Source organism: Streptomyces sp. NPDC041124 (assembly GCF_055592385.1).
The window spans coordinates 356,693-382,090 of record NZ_JBVIYR010000004.1 but is presented as its reverse complement, the minus strand read 5'-3'; the positions used below and the strand labels follow the sequence as shown (position 1 = coordinate 382,090).

The following is a 25,398-nucleotide window of genomic DNA, read 5'->3' as shown; positions in this document are numbered from 1 at the left end:
TCGGCAACTCCTCTGACACCGAACGGCGTTGCTACCGCGCAAACTGCCGCCGTACTGCCTGTCCGGGCCGCGCCGGCGGCGGTAAGGCTGGTCGGCATGAGCACACTTGACCCCGTGGCGCCGGCAACACCGTGGATCGCCGGGCGGTACGCCGCCGGGCGGCCCCGCCTCCGGCTGTTCTGCCTGCCGCCCGCCGGAGGCAGCGCGGCCTCCTTCGCCGTCTGGCGTCCCCACCTGCCCCCGGGCGTCGAACTCGCCCCGGTGGAACTCCCGGGCCGCGGCTCACGCATCGACGAACCGGTTCCGTACGCCCTGGAGCCCCTGGTGGACGCCCTCCTGGAGGGGCTGCGCGGCGAACTCGACCTTCCGTACGTGCTGTTCGGGCACAGCTTCGGCGCCGTCGTCGCCTACGAGCTGACGCGGCGCATCGAGGGCCGGGGCGGCCTGCCGGCCCCCGCCGCGCTGGTGGTGTCGGCCCACCGGGCCCCGCACGTACCGCTCGCCCGGGAGCTCCTCACCAAAAGCAGCGACCGGGCGCTGGCCGCCTGGCTGCACCAACACGGCGGACTGCCCGGGGAACTGCTGGAGCACCCCGACTTCCTGAGCGACCTGCTGCGTGCGGTGCGGGCCGATCTGGAGATCGCCGAACGCTACCTCCTGCCCCGACCGGCCCCGGTGCGCTGCCCGCTCGCCGTCCTGGCGGGCGCCGACGACGGCGTCGCCGCCCCCGCGGCGGTCGAACCGTGGGACGGATACGGCACGCCGCCGCCCCGGATGCGGCTGGTCCCCGGTGGGCACTCCTACCCGCGGACGCATCCGGAGGCGACGCTGACGGCCGTGACCGGGGAACTGCGCCGGCTCGGCCTACAGGGTCTCGGCGCGGAGGGTGACCGGCAGGGATGACAGACCGCTGAGGAAGTTGGAGTAGACGTACTCCGGCTCCCCGGCGGGCTCCGCCTCGGCCACCAGGTCCCGCAGGCTCTCCAGCAGGGCCGACAGTTCCGCGCGGGCGAGGAACGCGCCCAGGCAGAAGTGCGGCCCGTACGCGAAGGACAGGTGCTTGTTGGGGGACCGGGACAGGTCGAAGACGTCCGGCCGGTCGAAGACCCGCTCGTCCCGGTTGGCCGAGGCCATCCAGACGGTGACGATGTCGCCCTCCTCGACGAACCGGTCGCCCAGCAGCACGTCCTGCGCGGCGGTACGGCCGCTGTGCAGCGCCGGGGTGGTCCAGCGCAGCACCTCCTCCACGGCCGACGAGGTGTCCGCGGCGCCGGACTTCAGCGCCCGCCACTGCTCCGGCCGCTCCATCAGCGCGTGCACGGCCCCCACCATGGCGAAGCGGGTCGTCTCGTGACCGCCCATGATGATGCTGTAGCAGTTGAAGACGATCTCCTCGTGCGTCAGCGGACGCCCGTCGATCTCCCGGTTGACCAGCAGGCCGACCACGTCGTCGTAGGGCTTCTTGCGCCGCTCGGCGGCCAGCTCCGAGAAGTACAGCAGCAGGCCGTTGCGGGAGGACCAGGTGGCCTCCTGGTCGGGCACGCCGTCCGCGGACGACAGCGCCGAGGACGTCAGGGAGATGATGTGGCCCCGGTCGGAGGCCGGTACGCCCAGCAGGTCGCAGATGGCGGCCAGCGGGATGTGCGCGGCGACGTCGGCGGCGAAGTCCGCCGTGCCCCGCTCGACGGCCTCCGCGACCAGCCGGCGGGTGCCGCGCCGCACGCTGTCCACGACCACTTCCAGGGACCGCGGGGAGAACGGCTTGAGCAGCGCGCTGCGCAGCCCCCGGTGCGGGCGCCCGTCGGTGACGGCCAGCATCTTCCCGGCCGCGGAGTCGCCGCCCGCCAGCAGGGTGTCGAGCACGTTGCCCCGCTCGGAGGTGAACGTCCCGCTGTCGCCCAGCACGGCGGCCGCGTCCGCGTGGCCGCTCACCACCCAGAACCCCGGGCCGTGGGCGCCCTCCGGCTGCCAGTGCACCGGGTCCTCGGCGCGCAGCCGGCGCCACAGCGGCCCCAGGTCGTGGCGGGCGTGCAGCAGCGGATCGGCGAGGTCCACCTCGTCGAGCGCCACCGGGGCGAGCACGGGCCGGGTCTTCATGGTCATCTTCCTGGGTCCCTCGGGCTCGGTCGGACGGCTTCCCGGCGGCGCCGGGTCAGCACGGGGGTTCGGTCGGTCCGGGGAAGAACGCCGTGGTCGCCCCGGCGGTCTCGGCCCCGTCCACCGTGAACTGCTGGCCCGACACGAAGCCCGCCCCGGGCGAGGCGAGGAAGTGGAAGACCTCCGCGATCTCCTCGGGCAGCGCGTGCCGCCGGGCCGGGATGCGGGCGTTCACCTCGTCGAGCATGGCGTCGGTGTACTCGGCGCGCTGCATCGGCGTGAGCACCGCCCCCGGCGCCACGCACGCCGTGCGGATCAGCGGGGCCAGCTCGACCGCGAAGGTCTGGCACAGCGACGCCACACCGGCCTTGCTGGCGTTGTAGTCGGCGTACAGCGGGTAGCCGCGGGAGCCGTTGACGGACGCCGTCGCCAGCAGCACCCCCTCGCCGCGGCGCAGCATGTGCGGCACGGCGTGCCGCCACAGCGCGAGGACACCCATGAGGTTGACGTCGAGGGTGCGCCGGGCGTCGGCCTCGGTGATCTCCAGGATGCCGTGCCGGACGCTGATGCCGGCGTTGGCGACGACGACGTCCAGCCGCCCCCGTTCGCCGGCCACCCGGTCGACGGCGTCCCGGACGGCGTCCCAGTCGGCCACGTCCACCTTGACCCAGTGGATCTCGCCGCCGCCCTCCCGGGGCCCGTCCGGGAGGCCGGCTGTCGGGGGCTGCACGTCCAGGTTGACGACGTGGTCGCCGGCCCGGGCGAAGCGTTCGGCGGTGGCCTGCCCGATGCCGCTGGAGGCGCCGGACACGATGACGGTGCGCATGACGATGCTGCCTTTCGTGTACGTGGGGAACCGGCCGGTCAGACGATGACGCGCGGGTGCTCGAGGGCGTAACCGCTGAGATTGCGGCGCAGGTTGCGGCTGACGGTGAGCTTCTTCAGCCAGCGGTCGGTGCCGTCGTAGCGGGCGGTGAAGGGCCTGCGGCCGTGCACCGCACGGTAGTTGTCGACGATCAGCAGCGAGCCCGGGCCGACCGCGACGTCCCGCTGGACGCGGTTCAGCTCGTCCATCAGCCGGTCCAGTGCCGCCTCGGCCTCCGTGTCGCCGGGCAGCGTGTCCATGAACGGGCGGTCGATGCGCAGGTAGGGGCTCAGCCGGTCGCCGAACAGCACCGCCGTCGGCACCGGACGGTCGGCCATCGCGCGCAGCCGGGGCAGCGCCGGGTGGCCGGGCACGTACGTCTCCAGCTGCCGGATGTGCTCGGTGTCCGGGCGGATGAGGAACCGCTCCTCGGCGAGCACCGCCCGGTCGGCGTCGTCGAGCCGGACATCGCGCACGGAGGCGACGATGGTCGGCACCGCGTCGGGGTTGCGCAGCCCCATCAGCAGCAGGTAGTCGCAGCGGTTGGGGTGGAAGCCGTCCTCGGTGTGGAACTCCAGCAGCGCCTCGCTGCCGTACCCGCTCTGCCGGTCCTCGTCACCGTGGATCGGCAGGATGTTCTGGATGATGCGCCCTTCCTGGAGGGTCACCCAGCCGAACGGGTCACCGAGCAGCAGGCCGCACAGCGCCAGCCACACCTCCTGGTCGCGGGCCGTGTCCCCGTGGATCGCCTCCCGCCAGTGACCGGGTGTGGGACCGAGCGCGTCGCCGTCCACCGGGAAGCCGTGCACCAGGCAGGAGGCGCTGCGCTCGCTGCGCCGGTACGACAGCAGGAACGTGCGCAGCCCCGCCGGCAGCGACTCCTCGGCGGCGAGCGCGCGGTCGTAGAACTCGGGCAGCGACGGCGCGCCGTACACCTCGCCGAGCTTCTCGGCGGCGCTGCGCAGCTCGGCGACCTCGTCGGCGTCCAGGACGTACTCGGCGGGGGCGTCCGGGCCGTCCGGGGTGCCCGGTGCGCGGGCGGTGTCCCGGAGGGACGGGGCGACGGTCGGGTTCGTGATTGTCATGTCGGTGTCCTCACCGGGTCGTGACCGCTCGGGGTCGTCCGTCGTTCGGTCCTGTGCGATCCGCGCCGCGAGGTGTGGCGGCCGGATCGCGTGGTGGAGCGCACCGGACCGGCCGAGCAGGGTCCCGGCCGTGTCGTGGTCCAGTGGTCGTGCGGTGGTGCTGGTGCGGTGGTGCGGTGGTGCGGTGGTGCGGTCGGGGTGGTGCTCCTATCGCCAGTCCTCGGCGAACCGGTCGAGCTCCGCCTGGTCCAGCGTGATCAGCGGCTCCTCGTCCTCCTCCCCGGCCGCCGCGGCGGCCGGCGGCGGGGCGAGCTCCTTGACCGCCGAGGCGATCGAGGCCACCGTCTTGTGGGCGAACACGTCCCGGGGAGCGACGTCCAGGCCCGCCTCACGCGCCAGGGTGACCAGCTTGATCGAGACGATGGAGTCGCCGCCGAGGTCGAAGAAGCTGTCGTCGACCCCGACCCGCTCCACGCCGAGGGCCTCGGCGAACAGGGAGCACAGCAACTCCTCGCGCGGGGTGCGCGGCGCGCGCCCCTGCGCCCCCGCGGAGAACTCCGGCGCGGGCAGCGCGTTCAGGTCGAGCTTGCCGCTCGCGGTCCTCGGCAGCCGGTCCAGCACGACGACCGCCGCGGGCACCATGTGCTCGGGCAGGGCCTCGGCGGCCCGCCCGCGCAGCAGGACCGGATCGGGCACCGCACCGGCGGCCGGGGCGGCGTACGCCACCAGCTGCCGGTGGCCGGGCCGGTCCTCGCGGACGACGACCACGGCCTGCGCGACCGCCGGGTCCTCGGCCAGCACGGCCTCGATCTCGCCGGGCTCGATACGGAAGCCGCGCACCTTCACCTGCTGGTCCACCCGGCCGAGGAACTCCAGTTCCCCGTCGGGCCCCCGGCGGGCCAGGTCGCCGGTGCGGTACATGCGCGCCCCGGGCGGGCCGAAGGGGTCGGCGACGAAACGCTCGGCGGTCTGCCCGGGGCGGCCCAGGTACCCGCGCGCCAGGCCCTCGCCGGCCACGTACAGCTCACCGGGCACGCCCGCCGGCACCGGCTGGAGCGTGCCGTCCAGCAGGTACACGCGGGCCCCGGCGACGGGCTCGCCGAGCGGCGGGCGGACCCGGCCGCCCAGCGGGCGGCTCATCGTCGCCATGACGGTCGCCTCGGTCGGGCCGTAGGCGTTCACCATCCGGCGCCCGGACGACCAGCGTTCCACCAGGTCGGGCGGGCAGGCCTCGGCCCCCACCACCAGGGTCGTGCCCGGCGGCAGCGCGTCCTCGGGCAGCACGGCCAGGGAGGACGGCGGCAGCAGCAGCGCCGTCACGCCGTGCCGGGCCACCGTGGCCGCCAGCGCCGGACCGGGCAGCAGCTCGTCCGCCGGCGCGGTGACCGCGCACGCCCCCGTCAGCAGGGCCGTCGCCAGCTCCCACACCGAGGCGTCGAAGCTCGGCGAGGCGAACAGCAGCACCCGCTCGTCCGGGCGCAGCTCCAGACCGGCGCGCTGCTGGGCGACCAGGGCCGCGATCCCCAGGTGCGGCACCTGCACGCCCTTGGGGCGGCCCGTCGACCCGGAGGTGTAGATCACGTACGCGGTGTGCGCGGGCCGGAGCGGCGCCACCCGGTCGGCGTCCGTCAGGTCGGTGCCGGGCAGGCCGCCGTCCACCGGAGTCGTACCGAGGCAGCGGGTCCGCGCCGCGTCCGCCCAGGCCGGCAGGTCCGCCGTCCCCGGCGCGGTCAGCACCAGCGCCGGCCGGGCGTCGCCGACGATGTGCCGCAGCCTCTCCGGGGGATAGCCGGGGTCCAGCGGCAGGTGGGCGGCGCCCGCCTTGAGCACGGCGAGGACCGCCGTCACCGACTGCGCCGACCGCGGCAGCGCCACGCCGACCACGTCCTCCGGGCCGATGCCCTCGGCCACCAGCTCCCGCGCCAGCCGGTTGGCCCGCTCGTTCAGCTCGCCGTACGACAGGGCGTGCTCCCCGTCGATCACGGCGAGGGCGTCGGGCCGCTCCCGCACCCGCTCCTCGAACAGCGCCGGGAAGGTGTCAGGACCCGGGTGGGCGGGCCCCTCCGCGGCGGCGCGCAGCGCGGTCCGCTCCCCGGCCGAGAGCAGGTCCAGCCGGCCCAGCGGGGCCGACGGGTCGGCGAGGAAACCGTCCAGGACCGCCCGGACCCGGGTGAGCAGGGCGGCGCCCTCCTCCGCGGTGAACAGGTCGGCGCGGTAGCTGAGTTCGAGGCTCAGCCGCTCGCCCGGCACCACCACCAGGTTCAGCGGGTAGTGCGAGGCGCCCGGCACCGGGTTTTCGTCCACCGTCATGCGCAGCCCCGGCACCTGCTGCTGGACGGCCTCGCCGTCGAACGGCGCGCTGGCGAAGTCCAGGACGGTGTCGAAGAGTTCGCCCACCCCCAGGGACCGCTGCACCTCGGTCAGCCCGAGGTGCTGGTAGGGCCGCAGCCCGGCCTGCTGCTCCTGGAGGCCGGCCAGCAGCGCGCCGAACGGCCGGGCCGCGTCGAGGCGGACGCGCACCGGCACGGTGTTCATCAGCAGGCCCACGATGTCCTCGGAGCCGGGCAGGTCCGCCGGGCGGGCGGCGGTGGTGGCACCGAACACCACGTCGTCGCGGCCCAGCAGCCGGCCCACGACGAGCGCCCAGGCCCCCTGCATCAGGGTGTTGAGGGTCAGTCCGGCGCCGCGGGCGCCGGCGAGGAGCTCGGCGGTGCGTCCGGCGTCGACGGTGTGCGTCACCAGGTGCGGCACGCCGGCCGTGGCGGCCTCCGCCTCCGGGGCCACCAGCGTGGGCTCCTCGAACCCGGCCAGCGCCTCGCTCCAGGCCCGGACCGCCGCGTCCTCGTCCTGCCCGCCGAGCCAGCGCACGAAGTCGGTGAACTGCGCCGGCGCCGGCGCCGGGTGGGCACCGCCGCGGGCGTAGGCGGCGAACAGGTCGCGGAAGAACAGGGGCAGCGACCAGCCGTCGAGCAGCGCGTGGTGGTGCGACACCACCAGCAGGTGGTCGTCGTCCGCGAACCGCACCAGCGTGACCCGCAGCAGCGGAGGCTCGGACAGGTCGAAGCGGCGCGTCCGCTCGTCGGCCAGCAGTTCGGCCACCCGGGCCCGCCGCCGCTCCTCGTCCAGTCCGCCCAGGTCGACCTCGCGCCACGGCGTGCGGACGTCCTCGTGCACCAGCTGCACCAGGCGGCCCGAGCCGAGCAGCCGGAAGGAGACCCGCAGCGCGGTGTGCCGGGCCAGCACGGCGTCGCAGGCCGCGCGCAGCACCGCCGGGGAGAGTGTGCCGGTGAGCCGTACGGGCGCCTGGGCGGTGTAGACGTCGACACCGTCCGAGGCCAGCATCGCGTGGAAGTGCATGCCCTGCTGCAGCGGTGTCGGCGGCAGCGCCTCGGCGTACGGGCGCCCCGACGCCTCCAGTTCGGCCAGCTCGGCCCCGGTCAGGGTGATCGGGGGACCGGCGGGCGCGGCCGGCGCGTCCGGCTCGGGGCCGGTCTCCCGCGCCGCCCCGGCGAGGCCGGCCACGGTCTTGTGGACGAACACGTCCCGGGCGTTGACCGCGAGACCGGCCCGGTGCGCGCGGGCGGCGAGCCGCATGGCGGTGATGGAGTCGCCGCCGAGGTCGAAGAAGCTGTCGTCGACACCGACCCGTTCCCGGCCCAGCACCTCGGCGAACACGTCGTGCAGGATCCGCTCCCGCTCCGTGGTGGGCGGCCGGTAGGCGCTCGCGGCCTCGAACCGCGGCTCGGGCAGCGCCCGCAGGTCCACCTTGCCGTTGGCCGTGAGCGGGAAGGCGTCGACGGCCACGACCAGCGCCGGGACCATGTACGCGGGCAGCCGCTCCGCGACGGCCGCGCGCAGCACGTCGGGACGCACCTCCGCGCCTGTCACGGGACGCACGTAGCCCACGAGCCGGCGCACACCGGCCGCGTCCTCACGGACCGTCGCGACCGCACGGTCCACCGACGCGTCGGCCGCGAGGGCCGCCTCGACCTCGCCCAGCTCGACCCGGTGCCCGCGGATCTTCACCTGGAAGTCGGACCGGCCGCGGTACTCCACCACCCCGTCAGGGCGGCGCAGCCCCAGGTCACCGGTGCGGTACATGCGCGCCCCCGGTTCCCCGAGCACGTCGGCGACGAAGCGCTCGGCCGTCGCCGCCGGGCGGCCCAGGTAGCCGCGGGCCACCCCGTCGCCGGCGATGTACAGCTCGCCGACCACCCCGTCCGGGACCGGGCGCAGGAAGGTGTCCAGGACGTAGACGCGCGTGTTGTCGGCCGGGGTGCCGATGGCCGGGCCGGCCGCGGCGCCACCGTGCCACAGCATGGCGTCCACGGTGCACTCGGCGGGGCCGTACAGGTTGTACACCGACAGGTCCGGCACCGTGTGCAGCGCCTCCCACAGGTCGGCGCCGACCTCCTCGCCGCCGAGGGCCAGGACACGCACCCGGTGTCCGGGCCCGGACGCGTCGAACAGGCCGGCCGCGAGCAGCTGGCGGGCGACCGACGGCGTGGTGTCGACGACGTCGACGGCCTCGCGGGCCGTGAGCGCGGCCAGGGCGACGGCGTCCTTGCGGACGTCGTCGTCGACCAGCAGCAGCTCGTGCCCGCCGACCATCCACAGCAGCTGGCTCCAGGAGGCGTCGAAGCCCAGCGAGTTGGTCAGGGCCGCCCGCAGGGCCCGGCCCCCGGCACGCCGCTGCTCCGGTTCGAAGAAGTTGGCCCGGTGGCTGTGGAACATGTTGACCAGATTCCGGTGCTCGACCGCGACCCCCTTGGGCCGGCCGGTCGAACCCGAGGTGTGGATCACGTACGCCAGGTGCCCGGGCCGCAGCGGCGCGGCACGGTCGGCGTCCGTGAGGTCCGCGGCGTCCTCGGGCGGCACGGCCACGTCGGTGCGCAGGGTCCGGCCGGGTACGTCCGGCGCGGTCGCCGCGTCGGTCAGCACCAGTACCGGCCGGGCCTCGGCGCAGATCGCCGCGATCCGCTCGGCCGGGTGAGTCGTGTCGACCGGCAGATAGCCGGCGCCCGACTTCAGCACCGCCAGGATCGCCACCACCGCGTCCACCGTGCGCGGCAGCGCCACGCCGACCAGCAGGCCGGGACCCGCCCCCTCGGCGACCAGCAGCCGCGCCAGCCGGTTGGCCGCGGCGTTGAGGGCGGCGAAGGTCAGGCTGGTGGAGCCGTCACCGACGGCCACCGCGTCCGGGGTGGCCCGGACCTGCTCCTCGAACACCTCGGGCAGCGTCCGCTCCGGGCGGGCCACGACCCGCCCGGAGCACCCGCGCAGCAGCTCCTCCCGCTGGGCGGGGAAGCACAACGGCAGCCGGCCCGCCGGGAGATCGGGTCCCTCGGCGATGTCGCGCAGCAGCCCGCACAGCCGGTCCAGCAGCCCGGAAGCGGCGTCCGCGGAGTACACGTCCTCGCGGTGGTTGAGCTCCAGCCGCAGCCCCTCGCCGGGGTGCACGGCGAGGCTCAGCGGGTAGTGCGTGCCCTCGAAGGCGTCGTCGACGACGTCCCGCAGCAGCGTCACCGCGAGGCCGGGCACCTCGGCGCCGCTGACCGCGCTGTCCACGGGCACGTTCTCGAAGGCGACGGTGGTGTCGAACAGTTCCGTCACGCCCGCCGCACGGTGGATGTCGGCCAGGCCCAGGTACTCGTGCCGGGTCAGCGCCGTCTGCTCGTCCTGGAGCCGGGCGAGCAGCGCGGCCACCGGCTCGGCCGGGTCGATCCGCACCCGAGCCGGCACGGTGTTCATCGTCAGGCCCACCATCCGCTCGGCTCCCGGCAGTTCGGGCGGCCGGCCGGCGACCGTACTGCCGTGGACCACGTCCCGGCTGCCCGTCAGCACCGACAGCAGCAGCGCCCAGGCGCCCTGCACCACGGTGTTGAGGGTGAGCCCGCGGGAGCGCGCGGTCTCCGTCAGCCGTGCCGTGTCCGCCGGGGACAGCTCCGCGACGGCGCGCCGCTGCGCCCGCACCGGCCCGCCGTGCCCGGACGGGCCCGCGACCAGCGTCGGCCCGTCCAGCCCGGCCAGCGCCGACCGCCACGCCCGCTCGGCCTCCTCGCGGTCCTGCGCGGCGAGCCAGCCGAGGTAGTCCCCGAACGGCACCGCGGGCTCCAGCGCCGCGTCCGAGCCGCCGTCCCGGTAGATCCGGAACAGGTCGGCCAGCAGCAGCGGCAGCGACCACCCGTCCAGCAGGATGTGGTGGTGCGTCAGCAGCAGCACGTGCCGTTCGGCGGCGAGCCGGACGAGGGTGAAGCGCAGCAGCGGCGGCCGGGCCATGTCGAAGCGCCGGGCCCGGTCGTCCGCCAGCAGCCGCGTCAGCCGCAGCCGCTGCTCGTCCGCGCCGAAGCCGGAGAAGTCGACCTCCTCCCACGCCGGTTCCACGGACCGCGCGACGGCCTGGACGGCCTCACCCGAGCGGCGCCGCAGGAACCCCGCCCGCAGACTCGCGTGCCGGCCGGCCAGGGCGGCGGTGGAGCGGCGCAGCGCCGCGGTGTCGAGCGCGCCGGTCAGCTCCAGGGGGGTCTGCACGGTGTAGAAGTCGACGGAGGACGCCGGGCCGTCCCCCTCGTCGAACAGGGCGTGGAAGAGCATGCCCTGCTGCAACGGGGTCAGCGGCAGCACCGCTTCCAAGGAAGTCTGTTTCACAGTGTCGTCCCCCACTGGGCTTCGAGCTCGTCGAGTTCGTCCGCGTCGAGCCGCACCAGGCTCTCGGCGCGCGGCGCCGCGGACCCGGGACCGGTGTCCCGGGCCACCTCGGCGAGCCGCGCGATGGTCTTGTGGCCGAAGATGTCCCTGGCGGTGAGCGTCAGCCCCGCCCGGTGGGCCCGGGCCGCCAGACGGGTGGCGGTGACGGAGTCGCCGCCGAGGTCGAAGAAGCTGTCGTCGACACCGATCCGCTCGCGGCCCAGCACCTCGGTGAACACGTCGTGCAGGATCCGCTCCCGCTCCGAGGAGGGCGGCCGGTAGGTGCTCGCCGTCTCGAACCGCGGCTCGGGCAGCGCCTTGACGTCGACCTTGCCGCCGGGGGTGCGCGGGAAGGCGTCCAGCACCGTCACCGCCGCCGGGACCATGTACGCGGGCAGCCGCTCCCCGGCGTGGGCGCGCAACGCCACCGGCTCCGGCCGCGTCCGGGCACCGGCGGCCGGCACCACGTACGCGACCAGCTGCCGTACGCCCGACCCGCTCTCGCGGGCGACGACCACGGCCCCGCCGACGCCCGGCGCCGCGGTGAGGACGCCCTCCACCTCGCCGGGCTCGATGCGGAATCCGCGCACCTTCACCTGGCTGTCGGCGCGGCCCAGGTAGTTCAGCTCGCCGTCGGCCGCCCAGCGGGCCAGGTCGCCGGTGCGGTACATGCGGGTGCCGGGCGGCCCGAACGGGTCGGCGACGAAACGCTCCGCCGTCGTGCCGGGGCGGGCCAGATAGCCGCGGGCGAGGCCGTCACCGCTCAGGTACACCTCGCCGGGAACCCCCGGCGGCACCGGGCGCAGCGCCGCGTCCAGCAGCCGCACCCGGGTGCCGGGCACCGGGCGGCCCATCGGCGGCACGGTCCGGCCGGAGAGCCGGCCCGTCTGGGTGGCGATGACCGTCGACTCGGTGGGCCCGTAGGCGTTGACCATGTGCCGGCCGGGCGACCAGCGGGCCACCAGCTCCGGGGAGCACGCCTCGGCGCCCACCACCAGGTCGGTCCCCTCCGGCAGCGCGTCCTCGGGCAGCGCCGCCAGCACGGACGGGGCCAGCAGCAGGCAGGTGACGCCCAGTTCGGCCACCAGCTCCGCCAGCGGGGGGCCGGGTACGAGCCGCTCGTCCGGCGCGACGACGGCGGCGGCTCCGGTCAGCAGGGCCGTCGTCAGTTCCCACACCGACGCGTCGAAGCTCGGCGAGGCGAACTGGAGCACCCGGGTGCCCGGTCGCAGACGCAGCTGGTTGCGCTGGTGCCGGACCAGGGAGGCCAGACCGGTGTGCGTGACCACGACGCCCTTGGGACGGCCGGTCGAACCCGAGGTGTAGATGACGTACGCCGGGTGCCCGGGGGCGAGCGGCGCACGGCGGTCCGCGTCGGTCGGGTCGGCTGCCGCCGGGTCCGCATCCGTGGCGGCTGCCGGGTTCGCGTCGGCCGGGTGGGTGATGGAGGCCGGGTTCGCGTCGGCCGGGTGGGTGATGGAGGCCGGGTCCGTGTCGGGCGGACCGGTGACGGCCTCCTCGTCCACGTACAGCCGGGGCACCCCGGGCGCGAGCGTCGGGTCGTCCGCCGCGCGGGTCGTCAGGACCAGCAGGGGAGCCGTGTCGTCGAGCATCGCGGTCAGGCGGGCCCGCGGATAGCCGAGGTCGACCGGCAGATACGCCGCGCCCGACTTCAGCACCGCCACCACGGCGGTCAGGGCGTCGGCGCCGCGTGGCACGGCGACCGCCACCAGGTCCTCGGGCCCCGCGCCGCGGGCCATCAGCGTCCGGGCCAGCCGGTTGGCGCGGGCGTTGAGCCCGGCGTAGTCCAGGCGGCCGTCGGGGGAGAGCACCGCGAGGGCGCGCGGGTCACGGCGCACCTGCTCCTCGAACAGCTCCGGGAAGGTGCGCGGCCCCGCGCCGCGGTCGCCTTCCCCCGCCGCGAGCACCGTGGTGCGCTCCGCCGCGGTCAGCACCTCGGTCCGGGCCGGCGGAAGGTCCTGCGGGGCGGCCAGGAACCGGGACAGGAACGCGGTGAACCGGTCCCGGTGCAGGCCCAGTTCGGCGGGGGAGTAGCGATCGGGGTTCGCATCGAAGGACACCCGGGCGCCGGTGCCGTCCGGATGCGGATGGCAGGTGATGTTCAGGTCGGTCACCGGTCCGCCGGACAGCGTGGTCAGCGTCGCCTCGCGTCCCGTGAACGCCGTCTCCGAACCGGCGGGCATGATGTTGACGAGCACGCCGTACAACTGCTCGCCGCTGCCCAGCAGTTTCAGGTCGCGCCGCAGTTCGTCGTAGGGGTAGCGCTGGTGGGTCAGCAGTTCGCCGAGCCGGCCGGCGACCTGCCGGATCAGGGCGGTGCGGCTCTCGGACGGGCGGACGCGCAGGCGCAGCGGCAGCGTGTTCGACAGCATCCCGGGCGCGTTGCGGGAGCGGGCGCCCAGCCGGGCGGTGACCGGCACGCCGATCGTCAGGTCCTCGGCGCCCGTCATCCCGTGGAGGTAGGCGGCGACCGCCGACAGCAGCGCCACCGTCCACGGCGCGCGGGCGGCCCGGCCGGCCGCGTGCAGCGCCGCCAGCTCGGCCGGGGACAGCTCCGCCGAGGCGGACAGGGCGCCGGGCGCGGCGCCCGTGGGCACACCGGGGGCGAGACTCGCGGTCTCCGGGCGGTCGGCGAACGCGTCGTTCCAGTACTGCCGGTCGGCCGTGTACTCCGGTGAGGCGCGGTAGTCCGCCTCCTCGGTGAGCAGCGCCCGCAGCGTGTCCAGCGGCTCTCCGGCCGGGGCCGTGCCGGTGGCCAGCGCCTCGTAGTGGGTGGCGATGCGGCGCGAGTGCAGCACCGACCCGAACGCGTCGGACAGCACGTGGTGGCTGCGCTGGTACCACAGGTGGTGGTCGGGGCCGACCCGCATCAGCACGTGGGCGGACAGGGCGTCCTTCGTCAGGTCCAGTGCGGTGGTCCGGTCGCCGTCCACCAGCGCCCGCGCCGCGGCGAACGGGTCCGGCTCACCGGTGAGGTCGAGCTCGCGCCAGGTGGAGCAGCCCGGTGCCACCGGGCGCTGGAACACACCGTCCGGCCGCTCGACGAACTCCACGTCGAAGGTGCCGCTCTCCGCCTCCGACCGGCGGACGGCGCGTCGCAGCAGGTCCCCCTCCAGCGGGCCGCGGACCTCCATGACGGCCACCGTGTTGTAGGCGGGATTGCCGGGATCGAGGCCCTGGGCGTGGAAGACCCCCGACTGGGCCGCGGTGAGCGGGAGCAGGCCGGGGTCGGCGGGCAGGTCGCCGTCGCGTGGTGTCATCTGGTTCGTAACCGCTCTCGTGGACTTCCGGGAACCGCCGGGCGCCGCCTGTGGTTTCCGGGCCTTCCGGAGGGATGCCGGTGGACGGTGCGCGTCCCCGCGCGAGCGCCCTTCTCGTCCGCGGCGCAGGGTGGGTCGGCACCCCGCTCGATGCTGCACGGGCCGTCCGCCGGTCGCCAGGCAACCGACCGGCAACCGCTATTGCTGTGTAACTGCCGCTCCGCTCTCACGAGTTACCGGGCTCCTGCCTGGCGCCGCCACCTGGGGAGCGCCGAGGCTGGCGGTCACCGCACGCGGCGCCCGCCCCCGTGCGGGCCGGCCGTGCCGCGGGCATCCCGTACCGGCACCACATCCCGGAGAGGACGAGCACGTTGGGAATCGGGGACCGAGGACTGCTCGACTGGCTGGACGACGCGTCCGCCGAGCGCGGCCTGTACTACGCGCAGCGCGGCGACGGCTGGGACTTCCGGTCCTACCGCGAGCTGCGGGACCTGGTGCTGCGCACCGCCGCGGCCCTGCGGGCGCGGGGTGTGGGCGACGGTGACGTGGTGGCGCTGGTGCAGCGCTCCGGTCCCGGCTTCGTCGCGACCTTCTTCGGCGCGCTGGCCGCGGGCGCCACGCCCTGCACCATCGCCCCGCCGTTCGCCTTCCAGCGGGCCGACGACTACGAGCGGCACGCCGCCCACCTGCTCACCACCGTGCGGCCCCGGATCACCGTCTGCGACGAGGAGTCCCTGGAGCGCGTCCGCAAGGTCGCCGCCGTGACCGACCTGGCGGAACCGGTGGTCTTCGACGAACTCGTCGCCGGGGCACAGCCGTTGGATGGCCCGTTGCCCCTGGCGGAGACGGCGCTGGTGCAGTTCACGTCGGGTTCCAGCGGATTCTCCCGGGGTGTGCGGATCTCCGCGGACGCCCTGCGCACCAACCTGACGGGGATGCGCGGCTGGCTGGGCTGCGCCCCGGAGCTCCCGGCGATCAGCTGGCTGCCGGTCCACCACGACATGGGCCTGGTCGGCTTCCTGCTCAACGTCGTCGTCACCGGGTTCGACGGGCACATGCTCCAGCCGGACGACTTCATCCGCTCGCCGCAGCGCTACCTGCGGCGGATCAGCGAGCAGCGGATCGCGATGACGGCCATGCCCAACTTCGGCCTCTCCTACATCCTGCGCCGCGTCCGCCCGGCCGACCTCGAGGGTCTGCGGTTCGACTCGCTGCGCTGCGTCATCATCGGCGCCGAGCGCGTCGACCCGAAGGTTCTGGACGACGTCCACGCCCTGCTCGGCCCGCACGGTCTCGACCGCGGCGCCCTGCTGCCCGCCTACGGCAGCGCGGAGGCGACCCTCGCCGTGACCGGGCTGGCCCCCGGCGAGGGCTGGTCGACGCGCGAGCCGGACGCGGGCGACGCGGGCTCCCTCGCCGGCACGGCGGTGGTCGGCTGCGGCCGGCCGCTGGAGGACCGTACGGTGACCATCGTCTCCGAGGACGGGGACGTGCTGCCGGACGGGCAGGTGGGCGAGATCGTGGTCAGCGGCGTGTCCATCGCGGACGGTTACGTCGGCGACGCGGGCACCGCCTCCGGCACCAGCATCGGCGACCACCTGCGGACCGGGGACGCGGGATTCCTGCGCGACGGGCAGCTGTTCGTGATCGGCCGGCTCGGTGACGGGCTGAAGGTCAACGGCAAGATGGTGTTCGCCGAGAGCCTGGAGACGCTGCTGCACCAGCACGGCATCCCCGAGCGCCGGGTCGCGGTGCTGCTCGGCGTCCGCGACGGCACGCCGACCGGCGTGGCCGTCTTCGCGGGTGTCCAGGACGGCTGGCGGCGCACCGCCCACGAGGTGCTGGCCGAGTGGCTGGGCGACGCCGAACTCCTCGCCGTCGAGGTCCCGCGCGGCGGCATCGCCGTCACCTCCAGCGGCAAGCCCCGGCGGCGGGTGATCTGGAAGGCGCTGTGCGCCGGGACGTACGACGACACCGTCCGGCCGCTGACGGCCGAGGACGCCTGACGAGGGAACGCGGCGGCCGGCGGTGGCCCCTGCCGTCGCGGGACAGCTCCGTTCCTTCGGCACCACCGGCTCTCCGCGCGGGTGCCTCAGGCCCGCTCGTCCTCCGCGTGCCTGAGGCTCTCGGCGTGACGGCCGTTCGCGGTACCGGCCCTGAGGAGCCCGGGGGTTCGCGGTGGCGTGCAGCTCCGCGGCCGTGACCCTCGCGGGTCCGCCCCGCGGAGCACGGCCCGCGGGGCACCGCCCCTGACGCCGACGACCGCCCCGGCACGGTCCGGGGCGGTCGTCGGCGTCGCTCGGCGGGCCGGCGGTTCAGCGGACCGCGGCCATCGTCTCCACCCGCACCAGGTTCTCCGCGATGAGGAGTTCCTTCACCCTCTCCGACAGCATGCCCAGCTGCCGCAGCACATGGATGACCTGCTGGAACAGCAGCTGCCGGTAGGTGGCCATCATCGGGTTGGTCTTGGCGAAGCGCACGCCCAGCTCCACGTCCAGGTCCATGCGCTCCCACAGCTCCCGCAGCATGAACCGGCGCGACATCAACTGGATCGCCTCCAGCAGGAAGTCCTCCCGTTCGCGCAGCTCCGCCGAGGTCACCTGCTGGTACATGCCGGTGAGCGCGGTGACGCCGAAGGCGATGTGCCGGGCCTCGTCGCTGGCCACCATCCGGGTGATCTGCCGGATCAGCGGGTCGCCGAAGCCGCTGCTGGCCAGCCGCAGCCCGGTGATGGCCAGGCCCTCCATGACCACCTGCATGCCGAGGTAGACGATGTCCCAGCGCGACTCCGACAACACGTCGTGCAGCAGCGTTCCCAGGCCCGGGTTGACCGGGTAGACCACGCCCAGCTTCTCGTCGATGTAGCGGGCGAACGCCTCCACGTGCCGCGCCTCGTCGGCGACCTGGGAGGCGGCGTAGGTCTTCGCGTCCATGTCGGGCACGGTCTCGACGAGCCGGGCCGTCGTCACCAGCGCGCCCTGTTCCCCGTGGAGGAACTGGCTGCACATCCACGCCTGGTACTCCCACCGGAACCGGGTCAGCAGCTCCCGGGGCACCGGGCTGCCCTCGCCGATCACGAACGAGGCGAGTTTCGCGCCGTTCTCCTCAGCCAGTTCGGAGCCGAAACGGACGTCGTGGTCCCAGTCGATGTCGGTGGTGGCGTTCCACTGGGAGGCCTTGTTCTTCTCGTACAGGCTCCACACACGGCTGTCGCGCTTGCCGTAGTCCCAGTTCAGGCAGGCCCGGGTGAGGCTCTCCACCTCCATGAGCTCCGCCTTGACGGATTCCAGGGTGAAGAACGTCGGGTCGGCTGCCTCGTCAGGAAGGGCGGTCATCGTGAAGGAGATCCCCTCGGGGCACAAAAGCAGGACTGTTCCGTCGATCCTCGCCACCGGGTGTCCGCGCGGGCCAGGCAGACGCCGGGCAACTGGGCGGCAGAGGTGTTGCCGGTGGGTGTGCCTGGCCCCCTCGTGGCCGGCCGCCCACCATCGTCCCCGCGGGCCATCGCCCGAAGAACGACCGGCCGACGAAGGAGCGGGATGCGAACCGACGCCGCCGCACGACCCTCCCACCCCGCGCACACCCCGACGCGCGGCGTGGGCAGTCCGTGGATCGTCGGCCGGGTGACGGCACCGGACGCCCGCCTGAGGCTGATCTGCCTGCCGCAGGCGGGCGGAAGTGCCGCGTCGTTCGCGCCCTGGCGGCTCACCCCGCCGCCGGGCATCGAGCTGGCCACGGTGGAACTGCCCGGCCGGGGCGTCCGCAGCGCCGAACCGGTGCCGGACACCCTGGAGGAGCTCGCCGACGCCGTGCTCGACGGCATAGCGGGGGAACTCCGCGCGCCGTACGCGCTGTTCGGCCACAGTTTCGGCGCACTGGTCGGATACGAGCTGGCCGTCCGCATCCGCCGCCGCGGCCTCACCCCGCCCGCCGCGCTGCTCGTCTCCGCCTCCCGCGCCCCGCACGCCCCGGTGCTCCGCCGGGTCACCGACCGCGACGACGAGGGCCTGCTCAGCTGGCTGGACGGGTTCGGCGGCTTCCCGCCCGAGCTGCGCCGCTACCCGGCGTACCTGCGCTACGCCGTGCGCACGGTCCGCCGCGACCTGGCGCTGGCCGAGGCGTACACGGCCCCCGGTCCCGCACCCGCCGGCTGCCCCCTGCACGTGTTCGGCGGCGCCGACGACACGCTGGTCAGCCCGCAACGGCTGGAAGGCTGGCGGGACTGCGCCGACGACGGGTTCTCGCTGCGGCTGCTGCCCGGCGGCCACGACTGCCCGTTCACCCATTCCGGGGAGATGCTCGACGCCCTCGCAGGGGTTCTCGGCCCGCTCGCCGGACCGGCTCCCCGTCCCTGACCCACCGGCCTGACCCCGCCCGGGCGAGCGCGTCGCCGTACGCGCCGCCGACCGCTTCCGGGAAGACCTCACAGTGAAGACCAACGCCGCCCCGCAGGACCCTCGGCCGTCGCAGCCGGCACCGCCCTCGCGGCCGACGCCGCAGAGCACCGTCCCGTCCCCGATCGAGGCCGCGCTGCCCGTCACCCCGTTGCAGGAGGGCATGCTCTTCCACGCCCTGTACGACCCCGACGGCGCGGACGTCTACACCGTGCAGGCGCCCTTCGAACTGACCGGCCGGCTCGACGCCGACGCGCTCAGGGCGGCCTGCGCGGACACGCTCGCCCGGCACACCGCGCTGCGGGCCGGTTTCCGTGAGCGGGCCGGCGGACAGCCCGTACAGCTGGTCCGCCGCACCGCGACCACGTCCTGGACCGTGCTCGACCTCGCGGGCGAGGAGGAGTCCGTCCGCGCCGGGAAACTGGTCGCCTTCCTGGAGGAGGAGCGGCGCCGGCGCTTCGACATGGCGGACCCGCCGCTGATCCGGTTCGCGCTCGTCCGGCTCGCCGCGGACCGGCACGCGTTCGTGCTGACGTACCACCACATCCTGCTCGACGGCTGGTCGGTACCGCTGGTGCTGGAGGACCTGTTCACCCGGTACCACCACCACGCCGCGGGCGGGGGCACCGTCACCGGCGTCCCCGTCACCCCGTTCACCGACTACCTGCGCTGGCTGGCCCGGCAGGACCGGGCCGCCGCCGAACGGGCCTGGGGCGAGGCGCTGGCCGGACTGGCCCGGCCGACGCTCGTCGCACCGGGCGCCGCCGAGGTCGGCGAGGGAGCACTGCCCGGACTCGTCCGCGTCACCCTGCCCGAGGACACCAGCCGCGCGCTGGAGCGTGCCGCGCGCCGGCACGGCCTCACCCTCAACTCGGTCGTCCAGGGCACCTGGGCGCTGCTGCTGGCGCTGCTCACGGGGTCCGACGACGTGGTGTTCGGGCAGACCGTGCACGGCCGCCCGGCCGACCTCCCCGGCGCGGACCGGATCGTGGGTCTGCTGATGAACACCGTCCCCGTACGGGTGCGGATCGACCCCGCGGAACCGGCGGCCGCGCTCTTCGCGCGCATCCAGGACGAGCAGCTCGCCCTCGCCCCGCACCAGCACCTCGGTCTGACCGCCGTGCGGCGCCTGGCCGGCCACGGCCCGCTGTTCGACACCGCGGCCAGCTTCGGCGACGCCCCCCTGGGCTGGGACGCCCTGCGCGACGCCGTCCCCGGCCTGCGCGTCGCCCCCCTGCGGGCCGAGGAGGAGACCCGGGAGACCGCAGCCGCCGACGCTCCCGGCGGGCAGGAGATCACCGGCGCGACGCACTACCCGCTGAGCGTCGTCGCCCTCGCCGGCCCCCGGCTGAGCCTCCACCTCAGCTACCGCCGGGACCTGTTCGACGACGAGCGCATGGAACTGATCGGTTCCCGCCTGCGGCTGCTGCTCGACGGCTTCGCACAGGACCCCACGACCCCCGTCGCCCGGCTGCCCCTGCTGACCGCCGGGGAACGCCACACGCTGGACGAGTGGGGCCGCGGCTCCGGAGCGCTCCCCGAACCCGAGCCGCTGACCCGGCGGTTCGCGGCGCAGGTGCGCGCCACCCCCGACGCCCCGGCCGTCACCGACGCCGAACGCACCCTCTCCTACCGTCAGTTGGATGACGCCGCCGGACGGCTGGCCCGGCTCCTGACCGAACGGGGCGTCACCCGCGGGGACCTGGTGGCCGTCGTCCTGCCCCGCGGCACCGACCTGATCGTGGCGCTGCTCGCCGCGCTGAAGGCCGGCGCCGGGTACGTGCCGGTCGACCCCGGCCACCCTGCGGAACGCATCGCCTTCCTGCTCGACGACTCCGCGCCCGCCGCCGTCGTCTGCGCCGACGCCGGCCACCCCGCCCTCGCGGGCCGTCCGTCGACGCTCCCGCTCGGCGACCCGGCCGTACGGGCGGCCCTGGCGGCGTTCGACGGGCCCGCCGAGGACGCCGACGTGCGGCCCGGGGACACCGCCTACGTGATCTACACCTCCGGCTCGACCGGACGCCCCAAGGGCGTGGTCGTCGAGCACCGCACGGTCGACGGCTACCTCGCTTTCGCCCGCGCCGCCTATCCCGGACTGGCCGGCCGGGCGCTGGTGCACTCTCCGCCGTCGTTCGACCTCACCGTCACCGGCATCCTCGGCCCCCTGACCGCGGGCGGCCTGGTCCACGTCGTCGACCTGGACGACGTCGATGCCCCGGCCGGCGCCGGGACCCGGCCGCCCGCCTTCGTCAAGGCCACCCCCAGTCACCTCCCGGTGCTCGTGGCCTCCTCCGACTGGTACTCGCCCACCGGACAACTCGTCCTCGGCGGCGAACAGCTGACCGGCGAGGCGCTCGCCGAGTGGCGTGCGGGCCACCCCGACGTGACGGTCGTCAACGAGTACGGCCCCACCGAGGCGACCGTCGGCTGCATGGAGTACCGCCTGGAGCCCAACGATCCGCTGCCCCGGGGCGCCGTGCCCATCGGCGGCCCCGTGCCCGCCGCGCGGCTCTACGTCCTCGACCCCTGGCTGCGCCCGGTACCGCCGGGCGTCCCCGGCGAGCTGTACATCGGGGGCGAGGTCCTGGCCCGCGGCTACGCCCACCGCCCGGGACTCACCGCGGCCCGCTTCGTCGCCGACCCCTTCGGTGCGCCCGGCGCCCGGATGTACCGCACCGGCGACCTCGCCTGGTGGCGGCCCGACGGCGTCATGGTCTACGGCGGCCGTACCGACGACCAGGTGAAGATCCGCGGCCACCGGATCGAGCTCGGCGAGGTCGAGGCCGTGATCGGCACCGACCCCGCGGTCGCCCGGGTGGCCGCGGCCGTGCGCGAGGACCGGCGCGGCACCCCCCGCCTGGTGGCGTACGTGGTGCCCGGCCCCGAGGGCGGCCTCTCCGGCCTGGCGGACCGCGTCGCCGCACTGCTGCCCGCCTACATGGTGCCCTCGGCCTTCGTCCCGCTGACCGAGCTTCCGCTCACCCCCAACGGCAAGGTCGACCGCGCCGCACTGCCCGCGCCCGAGCACACCCGGCAGGCCGAGCACCCCCGGCAGGCCGGACGAGCCGAGCAGCCCGCGTCCGCGAGCACCGGGCCGGAGGCGGTCTCGGTGCCCGTTGCGGACGGTGGTGGTGCGGCGTCGTCGCTGGCGGGTCTGTTCGCTCAGGTGCTGGGGCTGGAGGCGGTGGGGGTCGAGGACGACTTCTTCGGTCTCGGCGGTGATTCGATCACGGTGATCCAGCTGGTGGCGCGGGCGCGTGAGGCGGGGGTGCGGCTGACGCCGAAGCAGGTGTTCACGCACCGCACGTCCGCCGCCCTGGCCGCCGCCCTGGGAGATGCCGCGTCCGCGAGGACCGGGCCGGAGACGGCTTCGGTGCCCGTTGCGGACGGTGGTGGTGCGGCGTCGTCGCTGGCGGGTCTGTTCGCTCAGGTGCTGGGGCTGGAGGCGGTGGGGGTCGAGGACGACTTCTTCGGTCTCGGCGGTGATTCGATCACGGTGATCCAGCTGGTGGCGCGGGCGCGTGAGGCGGGGGTGCGGCTGACGCCGAAGCAGGTGTTCACGCACCGCACGTCCGCCGCCCTGGCCGCCGCCCTGGCGGACACCGCGCCCGCGAGGACCGGACCGGAGCCCAGGACCGCCGGCCCGCGGCCCGCCCCGGTCACCGACACCGCGGCGCCCACCGCCCCGGCGCCCACCGCCCCGGTCCCCGCCGCCCCGCGCTCCGACACGGTCACCGTCGTCCCCGCCACGCCCCTCATGCGACGCCTGCTCGCGCACGGCGGCGGTTACGACGCCTTCCACCAGTCCACCCTGCTGCGCGTACCGCCCGCCCTCGGCATCGACCGGCTGCGCACCGCCGTGGACGCCGTCCTCGCCCGCCACCAGGCACTGCGCGGACGGCTGCGCGAGGACGGTTCCCTCGCCGTGGACCCCGCCCCGGGCACCGCGCCCCCGGGCACCGTGCGGCGGATCGACGTCACCGCCCCGGCCGCCGACGGCGAGGAACTGAACGAACGGATCGCCGCCCGCGCCGCGGAGGACGCCGACGCCCTCGCCCCGCGCGACGGCGCCATGCTGCGGGTCACCTGGTTCGACGCGGGGGAGCGGCCCGGCCGGCTCCTCGTCACCGTCCACCACCTCGCCGTCGACGCGGTGTCCTGGCACACCGTGCTCATGGACCTCTACACCGCATGGAACGCCGCCGGATCCGGCGCCCCCGTACGGCTCGCCCCCGTGCCGCTGCCGCTCGCCGAATGGAGCGACGCCCTGCACCGGGCGGCGCACACACCGGACGTGATGGCCGAACTCCCGCACTGGCAACGGACCCTGGACGCCGGCGGACTGCTCCTCACCGACACGCCGCTGTCGCCCTCCCGGGACATCCAGGCCACCGCCGGCGAGCTGCGCCGCACCCTGCCCGAGAACCTGACCGGCGAGCTCCTCGCCACGGTGCCCACCGCGCTCGGCTCCCGTACGCACGAGGTGCTGCTCACCGCCCTCGCCCTCGCCGTGGCCTCCCGGCACCGCCCGGACCCCGGCACCACCTCCGTCGTGGTGGACGTCGAGGGCCACGGCCGCGAGGACCTCGAACAGGAAGCCGACCTGTCGGAAACCGTCGGCTGGCTCACCTCCCTGTACCCCGTCCGCCTCGACCCGGGAATCCCCGGCTGGAACCCCGAGAGCGCCGACCCCGCGTCCGACGACCGCCTCGGCGAGGCCGTGCGCCGGGTCACGGCCCAGCTCGGCCGGGTACCGCGGCACGGCTCCGGCTACGGCCTGCTGCGCCACCTCAACGCCGGGACGGCGGCCCGCCTGGCCACCCTCCCGACACCCCAGCTGTGCTTCAACTACCTGGGCCGGCACAACGGTTCGGCGTCCGGGGACGAGGAGTGGGGCGTCGCGCCCGAGTCCGGCGTGCTGCCGCTCGGTGCCGACCCGCGGATGCCGCTGACCCATGTCGTCGAGGTCAACGCCGCGGTCGAGGACGGTCCGGACGGCCCCCGCCTCGTCGCCCACTGGCGGTGGGCACGGCGCCTGCTGACCGAGTCCGAGGCCGGGGAGCTGGCGGACCTGTGGTTCGCGGCCCTGCGCGCCCTCGTCGCCCACGGCAGCGCGCGGTCGGCCCGCGCCGCGCAGGAGGACGCCGCCGAACGCTCCCGGCTGGCCGCCCGCGTCGGACACCCCGTCGAGCGGCTGCTGCCGATGACGCCCACCCAGGAGGGGCTGCTCTTCCACGCCCGCTACGACAGCGAGGACCTCGACGTCTACACCGTGCAGATCGCGATGGAGACCCAGGGCCCGCTGGACACCGAACGGTTCCGGCACGCCTGCGACGCTCTGCTGCGCCGCCACCCCGTGCTCCGTTCCGCCTTCCTCCAGCGGCGCTCCGGCGAGCCGGTACAGGCCGTCGCGGAACACCTCCGGATGCCCTGGCAGGTCCACGACCTGACCGGTCTTGACGGCCCGGAGCGGGACGCCCGCCGCGCCGAACTGCTGGAAGCCGACCGGCACCGCCGCTTCGACCCGGCCGTGCCGCCGCTGATGCGCTGCACCGTGCTCGCGCTCGCCGAGGACCGGCACCAGCTGGTGCTGAGCATGCACCACCTGCTCGCCGACGGCTGGTCCACCTCGCTGCTGCTGCGGGACCTGCTGGCGCTCTTCGACGGGAACGGCGACACCGGCGACCTGCCCGCTCCCGGCCACTACCGCGATCACCTCGACTGGCTCGCCGCGCAGGACCGGGACGCCGCACGCACCGCCTGGAGCACGGCCCTGGCCGGCCTGCCCACACCCACCCTGGTGAGCCCCGGCCGCGACACCGCCCGCGTACGGGCCCTGCCGGCGACCCTCACCGTCGAGCTGTCCGAGACGGACACCGCCACCCTGCTCGACGCGGCCCGCGGCCACGGCGTCACGCCCAACACCCTGGTCCGCGCGGTGTGGGCGCTGTGCCTGCACGACCTGACCGGGCAGCGGGACCTGCTCTTCGGCGCCGTGGTCTCGGGGCGGGAGGCCGACCTGCCGGACGTCGCCGAGACCGTCGGGATGTTCGTCAACACCGTGCCGGTCCGGGTGCGCCTGGACGCCGACGAGCCGGTGACGGACCTGCTGCGCCGCATGCAGGGCGAGCAGGCGGTCCTGCTGCCCCACCACCACCTCGCCCTGGCCGAGGTGCAGCGGGCCGTGGGGCGGGGCCCGCTGTTCGACAGCTGCGTGGTCTTCGAGAACTTCCCCCTGGCCCAGGACCTCCCGAGCCCCGAGGAGGGTCTGCGCCTGGTCGGTCTGGCGGGCCACGACCCGTACCACTACCCGCTGAAGCTCATGGTCGCCCCCGGCAGCCGCCTCCGGCTGGAGATCGGCCACCGCGCCGACCTCCTGGAGGAGGGGACCGGGGAGCGGGTCGCCGCCCGGCTGCGCGAACTGCTGACCGCCCTGCCGGCGGCGCTCACGGACCCGACCGGGCGCTTCCTGCGCCACCACGCCCCGTCCGCCGCCTCGCCGGACGCCGACGTCCGGCGCCTGTGCGACCTGGTGGCCGGCGTCCTCGGGCGCGCCGCCGGCGCCGACGACGACGTGTTCGACCTCGGCTGCGACTCACTGACCGCCCTGCGCCTGGCCGGACGCATCGAGGCCGAACTGGATGTCGCCCTCGACGTCTCGGCCGTCTTCCGCCACCGCACACCCAGAGCCCTCGCCGCCGCGCTCACCGCACGACGCGGCGCCGGGACCGCACCCACCGGGAGAACGACATGACCAACCCCTTCGACAACGAGGACGGCACCTTCCACGTGCTCGTCAACGGCGAGCGCCAGCACTGCCTCTGGCCCGCCTTCGCCCTGGTGCCGCCCGGCTGGGACGTCGTCCTCGCCGACAGCGACCGGCGGACCTGCCTGGACCACATCGAGCAGCACTGGACCGACATGCGCCCGGCGAGCCTCGCCGGCGCCTGACCCGCCCCCGTCCCGCCGCCGCACAACCCGCACAGCAC

Annotated in this window: 11 protein-coding genes; 5 read left to right on the top strand and 6 right to left on the bottom strand. The window is 75.2% G+C overall.

Translation table 11 applies throughout. From position 1 onward, the window contains the following. The first annotated feature begins 96 nt into the window (after nt 1-96). The gene (locus ACZ6A9_RS13365; RefSeq protein ID WP_468983889.1) at nt 97-903 is read left to right on the top strand and encodes a thioesterase II family protein; all 807 of its coding nucleotides are present in this window, start codon (nt 97-99) and stop codon (nt 901-903) included. Here the strand turns inward: ACZ6A9_RS13365 and ACZ6A9_RS13360 are convergent. From ACZ6A9_RS13360 to ACZ6A9_RS13340, 5 genes are all read right to left on the bottom strand, one after another. Then, nucleotides 865-2,103, bottom strand: coding sequence for a cytochrome P450 (locus ACZ6A9_RS13360; RefSeq protein ID WP_468983887.1), 1,239 nt, complete (start codon nt 2,101-2,103; stop codon nt 865-867). The two genes, ACZ6A9_RS13365 and ACZ6A9_RS13360, sit on opposite strands and share 39 nt — an antisense overlap. A 49-nt stretch (nt 2,104-2,152) precedes the next feature. Further along, nucleotides 2,153-2,923, bottom strand: a complete 771-nt coding sequence (locus ACZ6A9_RS13355) for an SDR family NAD(P)-dependent oxidoreductase (protein WP_468983884.1) — start codon at nt 2,921-2,923, stop codon at nt 2,153-2,155. A gap of 38 nt (nt 2,924-2,961) precedes the next feature. Further along, the gene (gene gntD / locus ACZ6A9_RS13350; RefSeq protein WP_468983882.1) at nt 2,962-4,047 is read right to left on the bottom strand and encodes a guanitoxin biosynthesis L-enduracididine beta-hydroxylase GntD; all 1,086 of its coding nucleotides are present in this window, start codon (nt 4,045-4,047) and stop codon (nt 2,962-2,964) included. 207 nt (nt 4,048-4,254) lie between these two features. Beyond that, nucleotides 4,255-10,695, bottom strand: a complete 6,441-nt coding sequence (locus ACZ6A9_RS13345) for an amino acid adenylation domain-containing protein (protein WP_468983879.1) — start codon at nt 10,693-10,695, stop codon at nt 4,255-4,257. Further along, the gene (locus ACZ6A9_RS13340) at nt 10,692-14,015 is read right to left on the bottom strand and encodes an amino acid adenylation domain-containing protein (RefSeq protein WP_468983877.1); all 3,324 of its coding nucleotides are present in this window, start codon (nt 14,013-14,015) and stop codon (nt 10,692-10,694) included. The genes ACZ6A9_RS13345 and ACZ6A9_RS13340 overlap by 4 nt, the downstream gene beginning before the upstream one ends. 371 nt (nt 14,016-14,386) lie before the next feature. On the opposite strand from ACZ6A9_RS13340, the gene ACZ6A9_RS13335 reads away from it, so the two are divergent. Further along, complete coding sequence (locus tag ACZ6A9_RS13335; protein WP_468983875.1) at nt 14,387-16,021, top strand: AMP-binding protein; 1,635 nt, start codon at nt 14,387-14,389, stop codon at nt 16,019-16,021. 309 nt (nt 16,022-16,330) lie between these two features. Here the strand turns inward: ACZ6A9_RS13335 and ACZ6A9_RS13330 are convergent, their stop codons facing one another. Then, entirely contained in the window at nt 16,331-17,350 is a 1,020-nt protein-coding gene (locus ACZ6A9_RS13330; protein ID WP_228965198.1) for a ferritin-like domain-containing protein, read from the bottom strand. 204 nt (nt 17,351-17,554) lie between these two features. On the opposite strand from ACZ6A9_RS13330, the gene ACZ6A9_RS13325 reads away from it, so the two are divergent. The 3 genes from ACZ6A9_RS13325 to ACZ6A9_RS13315 all read left to right on the top strand — a co-directional run bounded on the left by ACZ6A9_RS13325 (nt 17,555) and on the right by ACZ6A9_RS13315 (nt 25,360). Continuing rightward, on the top strand, nt 17,555-18,370 hold the full coding sequence (locus tag ACZ6A9_RS13325; RefSeq protein WP_468983871.1) for a thioesterase II family protein: 816 nt from the start codon (nt 17,555-17,557) through the stop codon (nt 18,368-18,370). Between the two features lie 73 nt (nt 18,371-18,443). Continuing rightward, on the top strand, nt 18,444-25,163 hold the full coding sequence (locus ACZ6A9_RS13320) for an amino acid adenylation domain-containing protein (protein ID WP_468983869.1): 6,720 nt from the start codon (nt 18,444-18,446) through the stop codon (nt 25,161-25,163). Beyond that, nucleotides 25,160-25,360, top strand: a complete 201-nt coding sequence (locus ACZ6A9_RS13315; RefSeq protein ID WP_468983866.1) for an MbtH family protein — start codon at nt 25,160-25,162, stop codon at nt 25,358-25,360. Before ACZ6A9_RS13320 ends, ACZ6A9_RS13315 begins: the two co-directional genes overlap by 4 nt. Nucleotides 25,361-25,398 lie beyond the last annotated feature (38 nt).